Source organism: Niastella koreensis GR20-10 (assembly GCF_000246855.1).
Taxonomy (GTDB): Bacteria; Bacteroidota; Bacteroidia; order Chitinophagales; family Chitinophagaceae; genus Niastella; species Niastella koreensis.
This window is the reverse complement of sequence record NC_016609.1, coordinates 2,834,734-2,852,760: the sequence shown is the minus strand read 5'-3', so window position 1 is coordinate 2,852,760 and position 18,027 is coordinate 2,834,734. Positions and strand designations below refer to the sequence as shown.

Genomic DNA, 18,027 nt, shown 5'->3' with positions numbered 1-18,027 from the left:
TGTTGTAAATGTAATTTGTAGCTGTAGCCGCATTTGAGGATTCATTCATCTCTGGTAAAAGTAAAACTGGCACTTGCCATAGCGGTAGCTATATGCTCAATATTCATTCTTACTGCCATTTTTCAGAATTACGATAATATGCTTCTAACGATATTTGATTTTTTATCATACCATACAGCGGTTGCCCCGTTTAAGACAGCCTTTATTTTAACAGGTACCGGTGGGCAGCCCGACAGGCATATTTCCTATTCAACTCTCGGGAAAGAAGTAAGCACGCTGGCCTCCTCATTGGCTGCGGAGCAACTCAATGGCGAAAGGGTTATGCTTGTTTATCACGATGCGCTGGCTTTTATCATCTCTTTTTTAGCCTGCCAGCAGGTGGGTGCTATTGCGGTACCAGCTCCCCCTGTTTATGGAAATAAGCAATTCGCCAGGTTACAACATATCATCGTTGATGCAGCCCCTTCGGCGATCTTATGTAAGGAACAAACCGGCCGGTTTTTGCAACAGGTGGGGCAGAAAATAATTTTTACCGACACATCGGATCAGTCATCAATAAATACGTTACCAACTCCACACGATATTTCGTTCATTCAATACACGTCAGGTTCTACCAACAAACCGAAAGGGGTCGTTGTCACCCATACGAACCTTATTCACAATCAACAACTGCTTAAAGCAGCCTTCAATTGTACTACCGCTTCGGTTATTTTTTCCTGGCTGCCCTTTCATCATGATATGGGTTTGATAGGGAATATACTTCATACCATTTTTACCGGTTGTACCTGCGTACTCATGCCTGCTGCAGATTTTATACAGCAGCCGTTGCGCTGGCTTGAAGGGGTATCAAGATACAGAGCAACACACAGCGGCGGGCCTAATTTTGCGTATGATCTGTGTATCGAAAAAATTCCCGCAGAAAAGTTGAATGACATCGACCTTACCCGCTGGAAAGTGGCCTTTAATGGCTCGGAACCCATCAGGCCCGCAACACTGCGCCGTTTTGCAGATCATTTTGCACCGGCAGGATTTAAAGAAGACAGCTTTTATCCATGTTATGGCCTTGCTGAAGCCACCTTGCTGGTAACAGCGCGCAGAGACACGACTTCGCCGGTTATTACACATAACAACAGGCATTTTATTAGTTCCGGGTCCATCGCTGCCGGTATTGACATGAAGATCATTGCGGCAGATACCAAAGCAGTATGTAACGACCTGGAAGAAGGAGAAATATGTATTGCGGGTGAAAGTATAACCAGCGGTTACTGGCAGCGGGATTGTACCGGGTTGTTTCATGAATTGGATGGAACACGTTTTCTCAGAACAGGCGATACCGGTTTTCTGCATCGGGGCGAATTATTTATTCTGGGAAGATCAAAAGAGATGCTGATAGTACGTGGTAAAAACATTTTTCCTAACGATATAGAACAGGCAATTGCGGGTGTTAATCCGGCTATCGACAGCAATGGAGTAGCCGTTTTTGCAATGGACAGCATAGGGGAGAAGATAGCGGTTGTTATTGAAATAAAAAGACCGGCTATCAAAACACTGAATACAGAGGCGATCATTTACGCAATTGAAAAACTGGTTGCAGGCCGGTTTGGGGTCACATTACATGACATTGTTTTAACGTCCCCATTCAATATTCCAAGAACGACCAGCGGAAAACTACAACGCACCCGGTGCCCCGAATGGTATAGCATTAACCGGTTTAATATAATAGACTCAAAAGAACAACTACAGAAAAAAGCAGGCATCCAACCCGCAAATGGGATGTTATTGCCGCGGAACGTCAGGAATTATTTGTTACACTTAATAACAAGCAAAACCGGTTCTCCCATCGATGCGCAGATAGCAGATGACGTTGAACTTGCCGAACTGGGCATCGATTCCCTGCAACTGGTTGAACTGGTAAATGCCGTGAACAGGGAATTTGATCTGAATATTCACCCCGCCATGGTGATGGAGCATAATACGATCTCCATGCTGGCCGCTTTATTAGAAAATATGCTGTGGTTGAAAAACGAGCAAAACTCCGATAACGAAGTCATAATATGAGTACACAGGAAATTATAGCACTGCTTAAACAGCTGAATGTTGTTCCTGTAGCAGAAGGAGAACAACTTAAATTAACCGGTGACACGGGCAGTTTGTCGCAGGAGTTAATAGCAACTATACAGGATGGCAGGCAGGAATTGCTTTCTTTCCTTAAGGAAAATGCAAACCGGATGAAGTATGCCTCCATTGAACGAGTGGGCATGAACACCTATTACGAAGTTTCCGAAGCGCAAAAAAGGATCTGGCTCTTGTGTCAGCGCCAGGGAGGGAATACTGCCTATAATATTGTTACCGGTCTTTATTTGAAAGGCGTTATTGACCCGGGCTTAATGGACCAGGCATTGAAAATAGTAGTTGCAAAACATGAGAGTTTACGTACTGTTTTCAGAGAGGTGGATTTTGTGCCGCGCCAGTTTATTACAGATGAAATGGCTCCAGGGACGAAGGTGGAGTATTTTCAGGGCACGCCACTGACAAAAGAATATTTACGTGAAAAGTACCAGATGCTTTTCAAAACAGCTTTCGATCTGGAGAATGGCCCATTGCTGCGGATGGACCTGTTACAGGTGTCGCCCGGGGAAGCAGCGCTATTCCTTACCATACACCATATTATCAGCGATGGCTGGTCGATAGCCTTGTTGTTGCAGGAAATACTATCTTATTACGGCGGGTTGAGCCGGGGAGAAACGCCTGTTGTGCAACCAATGACCATACAATATAAAGATTATGTTGCCTGGTTATCACAACGGACCAATGGTACACTCAACGGCCGGGCCGCACAATTCTGGGCCAAAGAATATAGAGAAACGGTTTCTCCGCTGAACCTGCCTGCAGATTTCCCAAGACCGGGTGTAAAAAACTTCGAGGGCGGCATCTGCCGGTTTTACTGGCAACCAGCTATGTATGATCGTATCAGGCGGTTTTGCAAAGAGCAGCAGGTTACCCTGTTTAATTTTTTCAGGACCACATTGTCCGTTTTGCTTTATAAGCTGTCGGGGCAGCAGGATATTATAATCGGCACCCCGGTATCGGTACGAAATCATTATGAGCTTGAAGAACAATTGGGACTTTATGTAAACACCCTTCCTTTACGGTCGTCTATTAACGATACAGAATCTTTCCCTGACTGCCTGAAACGGACCTCACTGAATTCAAAGCAGGCATTTGAGTTCCAGGAATACGCACTTGATAAAATAATAGAACAGGCAGCAGTACAATCAGCAGCAGGACGGGATGCATTGTTCGACGTTTTAATGGTTGTACAGAACAATCCATCGATGCACCCGGGGGCAGCATCAGATCTTGTGGTAGAGGATATTGGTAATTACCTGTCCGATTCCGGCCGGTTCGATCTGGATAATGTCACCGCCAAGTTTGACCTCAGCTTCAACTTTTCGGGCGATACCGGTAACAGGTTCTATCTTGAGATAGAATACGCTACAGGTTTATACCGGAAAGATACCATTGAGAGAATATACAATGCTTATCGCCATGTTATATACCAGGTGCTCGATAACGCTGGCGAAACAATAAATAACCTGCAGGCCGTTTCTCCTGAAGAACGTGAACAGCTTCTTTATTCGTTTAATGATACGGCAGTTGCTTATCCACGCGAAAAGACCGTAACGGACCTCTTTACCGAACAGGCAGCGTTAACGCCAGATAGAACAGCGCTTATAGCCGGGGATAACCGTCTTACTTATGACCGGCTGAACAGGCTTGCCAACCAGGCAGCACGGTATTTGACCGCGCATTATAACATAAGTACAGATGACCTGGTAGCCGTGCAGCTCGATCGCAGTGAATGGCAGGTGATCTGTTTGTTAGGTGTATTAAAAGCAGGCGGCGCCTATGTGCCCATCGGTCCCGACTATCCGCAAGACCGTATCGATTATATGCTGGCAGATAGCAGGTGTAAAGCGGTAATGGATGCAGCAGCACTGAAACAGTTACAGGAAGTGTTTTCTTCTTACGACGATACCAACCTGCCGCCTGTTGCCGGTAGCACTAACCTGATCTATGTCATGTATACCTCCGGTTCAACCGGCCGGCCAAAAGGCTGCATGCTGGAACACCGGAATATTGTAAGCCGTTTATGCTGGATGTGGGGCCAGTATGGGTTCAATAGCAATGATATTATTCTTCAAAAGACATCCTTCACCTTCGATGTGTCAATACTGGAATTGTTCCTTCCCCTGTGTTTTGGGGCCACTACAGTATTGTGCCCGAAAGAAGACGCAGGTTCGCCCGAACGTTTGCTTGCGCTCATTCAATCACAAAATATTACCTGCGTTCATTTTGTGCCCTCGATGCTGAATAGTTTTCTTGGCTATGGCTTGGCACCCGGTGCGTTGCGCCAGGGCATGCGTAGTGTGACCAAAGCGATGGCAAGCGGTGAAGCCTTGGCCGCGGGTACCGTTGAAAGGTGGTATGCACAGTTAAATATTCCATTACATAATTTGTATGGCCCTACAGAATCAGCCATAGAAGCAAGCGCCTGCACCGTTCATCGGGGCGATCATTTGATACCTATAGGCCGTCCTATCTGGAATACGCAGTTGTATATCCTGGGCGCCGGCGATCAGCCAACACCAACAGGGGTAACAGGCGAGATCTGTATAGGCGGTGAGGGCCTGGCCCGGGGATACCTTAATAATCCAACGCTGACAGCAGAAAAATTTGTTCCCAATCCGTTCAGAAATGGAGAAAGGATTTACCGCACGGGCGATATTGGCTACTGGCAGGCCGATGGCGCCGTTGTTTATACAGGCCGTAAAGATGACCAGGTAAAAGTGCGCGGATTCCGGATAGAACCGGCAGAGATAGAACATGCCTTACAGCAATATAAAAATATAAGTGATGCGGTAGTAATGGCCCGTACAGGTAACGATGGCGGGCAGGAACTAGTTGCCTATGTTGTAAGCGGTCCGGCATTGGACATCACAGACCTCAAGCGCTTTCTGGCAAAACGACTCCCCGCATACATGTTACCGGCCTGGTATGTGAAACTGGATGCATTGCCATTAAATGCAAGTGGTAAAACAGACAAAAGATCGCTGCCTGCACCGGATGGAGTGGCTTTAGCAGGCGGGGCCGCCTATATTGCACCGCGCAATAACACCGAAGCAAAGTTGGTATATATATGGAGCACTGTATTGGGTATAAATGAAAACAGGATCAGTGTAACAGACAGCTTCTTTTCGCTGGGCGGCCACAGTTTGAAAGCGACCCGGTTGGCAAGCCTCATATACAGGCATTTTGAGGTAAAATTTATCCTGAAAGAATTATTTACTTATGATACGCTGGAACAACAGGCAAAGCTGATACAGGAATCGGCAAAGGCGGCTTTTACGTCAATTTTGCCTGTTGCCGCAGCAACCAGTTATGCTTTATCCGCGGCCCAGCGCCGTTTATGGATATTAAGCCAGTTAGAGTCGGCAAATGTTGCCTATAATATTCATGGTACCTGTTTGTTTACGGGAGAACTGAACCCGGGCGCTCTTGAGCTTGCTTTTAATAAACTGATCAGCCGGCATGAGATGCTGCGTACCGTTTTCAGGGAAGACGAGCACGGAAATGTGCGCCAATATATTGATCCGGAGATCGCCTTTGCGATTGCTTATACCGACCTGCGCGGCAGGGAAGAAGAACTACCACTACTGCTTACACGTGAGGGCAGCCACCTGTTCGATCTTTCAACAGGTCCCTTATTACGGGTGGCAATATACCAGTTGGCCGACGATAAAAGCATCTTCAGCCTGTTGATGCACCACATTATCAGCGATGGCTGGTCAATGGGGGTACTGATAAAAGAACTGCAGCATGTATACAACGGGAATGCTGCCTTGCCGCCGTTGCGCATCCAATACAAGGACTATGCGCACTGGCAGGCGCAACAATTGAGCGGAAAGGTCCTCGATCAACACCGCGCTTACTGGTTACAACAGTTTGCAGGTGAACTGTCCGTGCTGGAATTACCTGCCGACAAAGCACGGCCTGCGGTAAAATCATTTACCGGGGGTAAAAAAAGCAGGCTGTTGCATACAGCACTGAGCACAGGGCTGAAGCAGTTGGTAAAGCAGCACGAGGCTACCTTATTTATGGGACTGCTGGCAGCAGTGAACGCCTTATTGTACCGTTACACCGCGCAAACAGATCTTATAATTGGAACGCCGGTTGCCGGCCGCGAACATGTTGACCTCGAAGACCAGATCGGTTTTTATGTGAACACACTGGCCTTACGTGCCCGGTTTTCAGGAAGCGATAGTTTTGAATCGTTCGTGGCTTCCATTCGCGAACATACATTGCAGGCCTATACGCACCAGGCTTATCCATTTGATGTGCTCGTCAATGAATTGAATGTAGCCCGCGACCTGAGCCGCCATCCCTTGTTTGACGTAATGGTGGTGTTGCATAATGAAACAGCAGACTATGCCGACATATGGAACAGTGCAGCGGGCAGCAGTAAGATGGAAGCTTACAATGAACAATTACCCGTAACCAGCCGCTTCGATTGGCAGTTCGATTTTACAGAAACAGCAGATACAATAAACGTAGAACTTACTTATAACACCGATATATATAATGAAAGCAGGATAACCAGGTTATTGGAGCATTTTGAAAACCTGCTGGCATCCATTGTTTCAGCGCCCGCAACCCCGATCGATCAGTTGCAATACCTCACTGCTGAAGAGCAACAGCAGTTGATCTATTCCTTTAATGATACCGCCATTGCTTATCCGGCAGAAAAGACCGTAATAGAACTTTTTACACAACAGGCGGCATTGACGCCCGCCAAAACAGCCCTCGTATATGGCGATGCGCGGCTTACCTACGATATGCTGCACCGCCTGTCTAACAGGGTAGGGCATTATTTGCGTGAACAATATAATATAGGGGCAGATGACCTGGTGGCGGTACAATTGGAACGCAGCGAATGGCAGGTGATCTGTTTATTGGGCGTATTAAAAGCAGGCGGCGCGTATGTGCCCATCGATCCAACCTATCCGCAGGAGCGCATCGATTACATCCTTGCTGACAGCAATTGTAAAACGGTGCTCGATGCAGCCGCACTGCACCAGTTAAAAGATCTACTATTTAATTACGACGATACCAACCTGACACCTGTTGGCCGCAGCAGCAACCTGATGTATGTGATCTATACCTCCGGCTCTACCGGCCGCCCAAAAGGCTGCATGCTGGAGCACCGCGGTGTGGTAAACCGACTGAACTGGATGTGGCATCACTATGGGTTCAACAGCGACGATATTATCCTGCAGAAAACATCCTTCACCTTCGATGTATCGGTATGGGAATTATTTCTGCCTTTGTGTTTTGGCGCCAGTGAGGTATTGTGCCCGCCCCAGGACGTGGCTTCACCCGAAAAGTTACTCTCCCTAATTAGTGCGGAACATATAACCTGTTTGCATTTTGTGCCCTCCATGCTCAACAGCTTTTTGAGTTATGGTTTTGAGGCGGATGCTTTAAGAAACGACATGAGCCCTGTGACCAAAGTAATGGCAAGCGGGGAAGCTTTAACCACGGCTACAGTTGAACGGTGGTATGAACAACTACAAATTCCTTTACATAATTTATACGGCCCTACAGAGGCCTCCATTGACGTAACAGCATATGAAACCAGTCGTGGCGACCAGTTTATTCCCATAGGCCGCCCCATCTGGAATACGCAGCTGTATGTACTGGGCGCAGGCGGTCAGTTATCACCAATTGGGGTACAGGGGGAAATTGGTATAGGCGGTGATGGCCTCGCCCGCGGTTACCTGAACAATGCAGCGCTGACAGCAGAAAAATTTGTACCCCATCCATTCAGGAAGGGAGAAAAAATATACCTGACCGGCGACCTGGGTTACTGGCAACTGGATGGGACCATTGTTTACACCGGCCGCAAAGATCACCAGGTAAAAATCCGGGGTTATAGAATAGAAACAGGAGAGATAGAACACGTATTGCAGCAATACAGCCACATCAATAATGCCGTAGTGGTGGCCCGCAACGGCTATGATGGCGAAAAAGAATTGATCGCCTATGTGGTGAGCGATGCCGCCTTAGACATGGCCAAACTAAAGAACTACCTGGGAAAGACCTTACCCCAGTACATGATACCGGCCCACTTTGTACAACTGGACGCCATGCCATTAAATGCAAGTGGTAAAACAGATCGCAAATCGCTGCCCGCACCCGAAGGGTTGCAGATGGGTACAGGAACTGATTATGTGGCGCCACGTAATGCTTTAGAACAACAACTGGCCCGGGTGTGGAGTGAGTTATTGGGTACAGACCAGGCAAAGATCGGTGTGCATGCCAACTTTTTTAATTTGGGCGGCCACAGCCTGAAGGCAACGCGATTGGTGAGCCAGCTGTACCGTGAATTTGAGGTAAAGCTGCAATTGAAAGACATATTTTCACATCCTGTATTACAGGAGCAGGCGCAGTTGTTAGCTGATTCTGTTACCACAACTTTTGCACAGATACCGTTGGCAGCCGGCCAAAGCAGTTATGTATTGTCTTCCTCGCAACGTCGCTTGTGGGTGCTTAGCCAGTTTGAAACCGGCAATATAGCTTATAATATTCCCGGCGCTTATGTATTCGAAGGACAACTGGACCGGCAGGCGCTTGAGTTGAGTTTTTCTTCTTTGATCGATCGCCACGAAATATTGCGTACAGTATTCCGTGAAGATGAACACGGTGAGGTACGCCAGTTTATCCTGCCATCAATGGATTTCAGGGTGTACTACTTAGATCTGAGAGGAAATAAAGATCATTTGCCGTTTTTGCTGAAGCAGGATCACTCTGTTTCTTTTTACCTCGAGAACGGCCCGTTGATGCGGGCTACGTTATACCAGTTGCAGGATAATAAATGGGTATTCAGTTTTGTCATGCACCATATTATCAGCGACGGCTGGTCAATAGGCGTGCTCATCAGCGATCTGTTACATGTATATAATAGTGCCGTGAAGCAGGAAGACATAACCTTGCCTTCTTTACGCATTCAATATAAAGACTATGCACACTGGCAGCAACAGCAACTGAGCGGAAAGATCCAGGAAGAACACCGCGCTTACTGGTTGCAGCAGTTTGCTGGCGAATTGCCGGTGATGGACCTGCCGGGTACAAAAATTCGTCCGGCGGTAAAGACCTATGCTGGCAGTATAACCCGCAAAACCTTCGATGCACAATTGTGCAGTGAGCTCAAACAACTAACCCGCGAACAGGATGCTACGTTGTTCATGGCTTTGCTGGCGGCAGTAAAAACGCTTTTATTTAAATATACCGGCCACGAGGATATTATTATCGGTACACCGGTAGCCAACCGCGATCATGCAGATATGGAACCGCAGATCGGTTTGTATGCAAACACCCTGGCGTTGCGCTCCCGCTTCAATAGCGAGTTTAGCTATGTGCAGCTGTTGTCACTTATTCGAACCCAAACGCTCGAGGCCTATACCCATGCCGTTTATCCATTCGACACGCTGGTGGAAGAATTACAGGTAGCAAGAGACCTGAGCAGGAATGCGCTGTTTGAAATAGAAGTGGTCCTCCAGAATGCCAATGAAAACGGCCGCATACAAAAAACACTCACCGGTTTAACCATCAGTGATTACGAGGAGCTGAAAGAAAATACCAGCCGTTTTGACCTCGTATTTGATTTTATGGAAACCGATAATGGGCTGGATGTAGTTGTCAACTATAATACAGACATCTACCCCCGCAGCCTGGTTGACCAGTTGTTAAAACACCTGGAGCAGTTATTGGCAGCCATCGTCGCTTCGCCTTCACTTCCCATTTATCAGCTCAATTACCTCAGCAGCCAGGAAAGACATCAGCTGCTGGTTACATTTAATAACTCCGAAACATCGTTCCCTGCAAACAGCACTATTATAAGTCAGTTTGAACAACAGGTTCAAACAAACCCCAACAGCCTGGCCGTATCATATGGCGCAACAAAATTATCTTACAGGGAGCTCGATGAACGCTCCAATCAATTGGCGCATTATCTTAAAGCCAATTATAATATGGGTCCAAATGAGTTGATAGGCATAATGCTGAACAGGTCAGAAAAACTGATCATCGCCATTTTGGGCATATTAAAAAGCGGGGCTGCGTATGTGCCGATAGATCCGGTATATCCCGCCAAACGAAAAGCGTTTATCCTAAACGATACAGCTGCAAAATTGCTGATCACAGAAACTGATTACATTTTCGATCTGGAGTATTACAGTGGCCCCATGCTGGCAATAGACATACAACTTGAAGAAATGGATACTCCCGTTTCTTCTCCCGGCAATAGCATCGGTGAAAATGACCTCGCTTATGTAATATATACCTCAGGATCCACGGGAACGCCGAAGGGAGTGATGATAGAACATGGCAGCATTTACAATAACATCTTCGCATTAATAAACGCTTATGAGATAAAAACAGGAGAGCGGCACTTACAATTGGCCTCCTCCGCATTCGATGCCTCTATTGCCGAGATATTTATGGCCTTATGTATCGGTTCATCCCTCTATATTCCGGAAGAGGAGAAAAAGAAAGACCCGTTAATGCTGGTTCAATATCTTATTGAAAACTGCATAGACCAGGCCGTGATCCCGCCTCCTTATCTTAAAGTTATTCCGGTAGAAAACATCAGACCTTTAAAGAAAATGATTAGCGCCGGCGAAGCGGCCATCCTCGAAAAGGCAATTGCTTTTTCCCGGTCAGGTGGTTTATTTTTTAACGGGTACGGGCCCACAGAATCGAGTATTTGCGCTGCTATATTTAACATGAACAAAGAAGCGGCCATAACCATTGATAGTGTGCCTATAGGCCGGCCGATTGCCAATACCCGTATATATATTTTAGATAAGTACGACGCGCTGCTTCCCCTAAACATACCGGGAGAGATCTGTATCGCGGGACGGGGTTTGGCACGTGGTTACCTGAACCAGCCTTCACTTACCAATGATAAATTCACTGCTGATCCGTTTCGGAAAGGAGAAAAAATATACCGCACAGGTGATTTCGGTTACTGGCAGGCCGATGGAACTATTGTATACTCGGGTCGTAAAGATGATCAGGTAAAAGTGAGGGGTTATCGTATAGAACTGAGTGAAATTGAACGTGCGCTTGAACTGCATGAGCATATAAATACGGCGGTAGTGATCGTACATACAGATGAAGCCGGCGATCAACAGCTCGTTGCCTATATAACTGGCAGCGATGAATTGAATGCAGGCGGCATTCGTAATTGGCTGAATGCGATGCTGCCGGCGTATATGATACCCGACCGGTTTATTCAACCCGAAAAACTGTCATTGAATGCAAGCGGAAAAGTAGACAGGCGTGCATTGCCATTACCGGGAGCGCTGGATATGAATTCAGGAAAAGAATACATCGCGCCCCGTAACCAGATAGAATCAAAGCTTGCACAAATATGGAGCGAAGTATTAAGCATCGATATAGAAAAGATCGGCATACAGGATGATTTTTTTGAATTGGGCGGACACAGCCTGAAGGCTGCCCGTTTGGCCAATCAATTACATAAAAAGTTTTCAGTCAAAGTTGAACTGCAGGACCTTTTTAGCCATTCCATACTGGAAAACCAGGCATCCCTGCTCAGCACAATGGTGACAACTGAATTTTCACAAATACCCCAGGCGCCTGTTCAGGATGGGTACGTATTGTCATCTTCACAACGTCGCTTGTGGGTGCTTAGCCAGTTTAAATCGGGTAATGTGGCCTATAATGTTCCCGGCGCCTGTGTATTCGATGGGCCATTGAACAGGCCGGCCCTTGAGCAGGCTTTAAATTCCCTCATCAGCCGTCATGAGATCCTGCGCACCGTTTTCCGGGAAAACGAGCAGGGAAATGTGCTTCAGTTTATTTTGCCAGAGACCGACTTTAAGATTGCCTATTTCGATATACGTGGTAAAGAATACGAATTGCCGGGTCTTTTGACCGGCGCTTTTAGCCATGCATTCGATCTGTCTGCGGGTCCTTTGCTCGCGGCAGGTGTTTATCAACTGGCAGATGAAAAATGGGTGGTCAGCTTTGTCATGCACCACATTATCAGCGATGGCTGGTCAATGGGGGTACTGATAAAAGAACTGCAGCATGTATACAACGGGGATGCTGCCTTGCCGCCGTTGCGCATCCAATACAAGGACTATGCGCACTGGCAGGCGCAGCAACTGAGCGGAAAGATCCAGGAAGAACACCGCGCTTACTGGTTGCAGCAGTTTGCTGGCGAATTGCCGGTGATGGACCTGCCGGGTACAAAAATTCGTCCGGCGGTAAAGACCTATGCTGGCAGTATAACCCGCAAAACCTTCGATGCACAATTGTGCAGTGAGCTCAAACAACTAACCCGCGAACAGGATGCTACGTTGTTCATGGCTTTGCTGGCGGCAGTAAAAACGCTTTTATTTAAATATACCGGTCACGAGGATATTATTATCGGTACACCGGTAGCCAACCGCGATCATGCAGATATAGAACCGCAGATCGGTTTGTATGCAAACACCCTGGCGTTACGCTCCCGCTTCAATAGCGAGTTTAGCTATGTACAGCTGTTGTCACTTATTCGAACCCAAACGCTCGAGGCCTATACCCATGCCGTTTATCCATTCGACACGCTGGTGGAAGAATTACAGGTAGCAAGAGACCTGAGCAGGAATGCGCTGTTTGAAATAGAAGTGGTCCTCCAGAATGCCAATGAAAACGGCCGCATACAAAAAACACTCACCGGTTTAACCATCAGTGATTACGAGGAGCTGAAAGAAAATACCAGCCGTTTTGACCTCGTATTTGATTTTATGGAAACCGATAATGGGCTGGATGTAGTTGTCAACTATAATACAGACATCTACCCCCGCAGCCTGGTTGACCAGTTGTTAAAACACCTGGAGCAGTTATTGGCAGCCATCGTTGCTTCGCCTTCACTTCCCATTTATCAGCTCAATTACCTCAGCAGCCAGGAAAAACATCAGCTGCTGGTTACATTTAATAACTCCGAAACATCGTTCCCTGCAAACAGCACTATTATAAGTCAGTTTGAACAACAGGTTCAAACAAACCCCAACAGCCTGGCCGTATCATATGGCGCAACAAAATTATCTTACAGGGAGCTCGATGAACGCTCCAATCAATTGGCGCATTATCTTAAAGCCAATTATAATATGGGTCCAAATGAGTTGATAGGCATAATGCTGAACAGGTCAGAAAAACTGATCATCGCCATTTTGGGCATATTAAAAAGCGGGGCTGCGTATGTGCCGATAGATCCGGTATATCCCGCCAAACGAAAAGCGTTTATACTAAACGATACAGCTGCAAAATTGCTGATCACAGAAACTGATTACATTTTCGATCTGGAGTATTACAGTGGCCCCATGCTGGCAATAGACATACAACTTGAAGAAATGGATACTCCCGTTTCTTCTCCCGGCAATAGCATCGGTGAAAATGACCTCGCTTATGTAATATATACCTCAGGATCCACGGGAACGCCGAAGGGAGTGATGATAGAACATGGCGCCATTAACAATACCATCTTTGCATTAAGGAGCGCTTATGAAGCTAAAGAAGGGGAGCGGCACCTGCAATTTGCGTCTGCATCTTTCGATGCATCCATTGCTGAGATATTTGTTGCCCTATGTGCGGGCGCTTCTCTGTATATCCAGGAAGAGGAGAAAAAGAAAGACCCGTTAAAACTTGTACAATACATAGCTGAAAATGATATCGATATTGCAACGCTGCCACCAGCTTATCTTAAAGTTATTCCGGTAGAAAGCATCAGGCCGTTAAAGCGGATGGTTAGCGCGGGAGAGGCTGCCCTTCTGGATAAGGCCATATCCTATTCGAAGTCCGGCACTTTTTATAATGGATACGGACCTACAGAAGCCGGTATTTGTGCTGCCGTATTTCACCTGAACCGGGAGCCGTCCATAACCATTGATAGCGTCCCAATTGGCCGCCCGATCGCCAATGCACGTATTTATATTATTGACAAATACAATTCACTGGTGCCAGTAAATGTACCGGGAGAAATTTGTATAGGCGGCCATGGCCTTGCCCGCGGTTACCTGAATCAGCCTTCACTTACCAATGATAAATTCACTCCTAATCCGTTTCGGGAAGGAGAAAAAATATACCGCACAGGTGATCTTGGTTACTGGCAGGCCGATGGAACTATTGCTTACGTTGGCCGTAAAGACGACCAGGTAAAAGTCCATGGTCATCGCATTGAATTGAAAGAAATAGAGCGGGTGCTGCAGCAACATGAAAATATCGACGCCGCAGTGGTCATCATACATCCGGGCAGGAATGGCGATCAACAATTGACAGCTTATATAACAGGTGTCAATGAATTGGACCCAGGCAGCATTCGCACCTGGCTGGAAGCCATGCTGCCGGCTTATATGATACCCGACCGGTTTATTCCACTTGCTGCAATGCCTTTAAATACAAGCGGCAAGATAGACAAGAGCGCTCTGCCATTACCTGGAGATTTGGGAAGGGGCTCAAACAAAGAATATATCGCTCCCCGTAACGATAATGAATACAGGCTTGCAGAAATATGGAGCGAAGTATTAAGCATCGATATAGAAAAGATCGGCATACAGGATGATTTTTTTGAATTGGGCGGACACAGCCTGCGGGCTGCCCGTTTGGCCAATCAATTACATAAAAAGTTTTCAGTCAAAGTTGAACTGCAGGACCTTTTTAGCCATTCCATACTGGAAAACCAGGCATCCCTGCTCAGCACAATGGTGACAACTGAATTTTCACAAATACCCCAGGCGCCTGTTCAGGATGGGTACGTATTGTCATCTTCACAACGTCGCTTGTGGGTGCTTAGCCAGTTTAAATCGGGTAATGTGGCCTATAATGTTCCCGGCGCCTGTGTATTCGATGGGCCATTGAACAGGCCGGCCCTTGAGCAGGCTTTAAATTCCCTCATCAGCCGTCATGAGATCCTGCGCACCGTTTTCCGGGAAAACGAGCAGGGAAATGTGCTTCAGTTTATTTTGCCAGAGACCGACTTTAAGATTGCCTATTTCGATATACGTGGTAAAGAATACGAATTGCCGGGTCTTTTGACCGGCGCTTTTAGCCATGCATTCGATCTGTCTGCGGGTCCTTTGCTCGCGGCAGGTGTTTATCAACTGGCAGATGAAAAATGGGTGGTCAGCTTTGTCATGCACCACATTATCAGCGATGGCTGGTCAATGGGGGTACTGATAAAAGAACTGCAGCATGTATACAACGGGGATGCTGCCTTGCCGCCGTTGCGCATCCAATACAAGGACTATGCGCACTGGCAGGCGCAGCAGCTGAGCGGAAAGGTCCTGGAAGAACACCGCGCTTACTGGTTACAACAGTTTGCAGGTGAACTGCCCGTGCTGGAATTACCTGCCGACAAAGCACGGCCTGCGGTAAAATCATTTACCGGGGGTAAAAAAAGCAGGCTGTTGCATACAGCACTGAGCACAGGGCTGAAGCAGTTGGTAAAGCAGCACGAGGCTACCTTATTTATGGGACTGCTGGCAGCAGTGAACGCCTTATTGTACCGTTACACCGCGCAAACAGATCTTATAATTGGAACGCCGGTTGCCGGCCGCGAACATGTTGATCTCGAAGAGCAGATCGGTTTTTATGTGAACACACTGGCCTTACGTGCCCGGTTTTCAGGAAACGATAGTTTTGAATCGTTCGTGGCTTCCATTCGCGAACATACATTGCAGGCCTATACGCACCAGGCTTATCCATTTGATGTGCTCGTCAATGAATTGAATGTAGCCCGCGACCTGAGCCGCCATCCCTTGTTTGACGTAATGGTGGTGTTGCATAATGAAACAGCAGACTATGCCGACATATGGAACAGTGCAGCGGGCAGCAGTAAGATGGAAGCTTACAATGAACAATTACCCGTAACCAGCCGCTTCGATTGGCAGTTCGATTTTACAGAAACAGCAGATACAATAAACGTAGAACTTACTTATAACACCGATATATATAATGAAAGCAGGATAACCAGGTTATTGGAGCATTTTGAAAACCTGCTGGCATCCATTGTTTCAGCGCCCGCAACCCCGATCGATCAGTTGCAATACCTCACTGCTGAAGAGCAACAGCAGTTGATCTATTCCTTTAATGATACCGCCATTGCTTATCCGGCAGAAAAGACCGTAATAGAACTTTTTACACAACAGGCGGCATTGACGCCCGCCAAAACAGCCCTCGTATATGGCGATGCGCGGCTTACCTACGATATGCTGCACCGCCTGTCTAACAGGGTAGGGCATTATTTGCGTGAACAATATAATATAGGGGCAGATGACCTGGTGGCGGTACAATTGGAACGCAGCGAATGGCAGGTGATCTGTTTATTGGGCGTATTAAAAGCAGGCGGCGCGTATGTGCCCATCGATCCAACCTATCCGCAGGAGCGCATCGATTACATCCTTGCTGACAGCAATTGTAAAACGGTGCTCGATGCAGCCGCACTGCACCAGTTAAAAGATCTACTATTTAATTACGACGATACCAACCTGACACCTGTTGGCCGCAGCAGCAACCTGATGTATGTGATCTATACCTCCGGCTCTACCGGCCGCCCAAAAGGCTGCATGCTGGAGCACCGCGGGGTGGTAAACCGACTGAACTGGATGTGGCATCACTATGGGTTCAACAGCGACGATATTATCCTGCAGAAAACATCCTTCACCTTCGATGTATCGGTATGGGAATTATTTCTGCCTTTGTGTTTTGGCGCCAGTGAGGTATTGTGCCCGCCCCAGGACGTGGCTTCACCCGAAAAGTTACTCTCCCTCATTAGTGCGGAACATATAACCTGTTTGCATTTTGTGCCCTCCATGCTCAACAGCTTTTTGAGTTATGGTTTTGAGGCGGATGCTTTAAGAAACGGCATGAGCCCTGTGACCAAAGTAATGGCAAGCGGGGAAGCTTTAACCACGGCTACAGTTGAACGGTGGTATGAACAACTACAAATTCCTTTACATAATTTATACGGCCCTACAGAGGCCTCCATTGACGTAACAGCATATGAAACCAGTCGTGGCGACCAGTTTATTCCCATAGGCCGCCCCATCTGGAATACGCAGCTGTATGTACTGGGCGCAGGCGGTCAGTTATCACCAATTGGGGTACAGGGGGAAATTGGTATAGGCGGTGATGGCCTCGCCCGCGGTTACCTGAACAATGCAGCGCTGACAGCAGAAAAATTTGTACCCCATCCATTCAGGAAGGGAGAAAAAATATACCTGACCGGCGACCTGGGTTACTGGCAACTGGATGGGACCATTGTTTACACCGGCCGCAAAGATCACCAGGTAAAAATCCGGGGTTATAGAATAGAAACAGGAGAGATAGAACATGTATTGCACCAATACAGCCACATCAATAATGCCGTAGTGGTGGCCCGCAACGGCCATGATGGCGAAAAGGAATTGATCGCCTATGTGGTGAGCGATGCCGCTTTAGACATGGCCAAACTAAAAAACTACCTGGGAAAGACCTTACCCCAGTACATGATACCGGCGCACTTTGTACAACTGGACGCCATGCCATTAAATGCAAGTGGTAAAACAGATCGCAAATCGCTGCCCGCACCCGAAGGGTTGCAGATGAGTACAGGAACTGATTATGTGGCGCCACGTAATGATATAGAACAACAACTGGTGCAGCTGTGGAGCGAAGTGTTGGGAATAAATAAAGAAAAGATAGGCGTGAAGGATAACTTTTTTGATCTGGGCGCTCATAGCCTGAAAGCGGTCAAACTGATTTCAAGGATAAACGCCACCTTTCTTGTTCGGATTAATATACAAAACATATTTACGGAACCTACCATTGAGAATTTATGCTTACAAATCGAATTCTTCCTTAATCAGAACCGTCAGGAGAAAAACAAAAGCGAATTGGTGCAGATAGATATTTAACAGCGTA

2 protein-coding genes are annotated in these 18,027 nt (G+C 47.1%); both read left to right on the top strand.

Going from position 1 to position 18,027, the window contains the following annotated elements:
- Window positions 1-138 precede the first annotated feature (138 nt).
- Window positions 139-2,058: an AMP-binding protein gene (locus tag NIAKO_RS11530; RefSeq protein WP_014218591.1), complete on the top strand. Its 1,920-nt coding sequence runs from the start codon at window positions 139-141 to the stop codon at window positions 2,056-2,058.
- A complete protein-coding gene (locus tag NIAKO_RS11525) occupies window positions 2,055-18,020 on the top strand; it encodes a non-ribosomal peptide synthetase (protein WP_014218590.1) in 15,966 nt (5,321 codons plus the stop codon). Before NIAKO_RS11530 ends, NIAKO_RS11525 begins: the two co-directional genes overlap by 4 nt.
- Window positions 18,021-18,027 lie beyond the last annotated feature (7 nt).

Bases quoted from the DNA above. Each gene is read 5' to 3' on its own strand.
- NIAKO_RS11530 (WP_014218591.1), top strand. From the start codon at position 139: ATGCTTCTAACGATATTTGATTTTTTATCATACCATACAGCGGTTGCC.
- NIAKO_RS11525 (WP_014218590.1), top strand. From the start codon at position 2,055: ATGAGTACACAGGAAATTATAGCACTGCTTAAACAGCTGAATGTTGTT.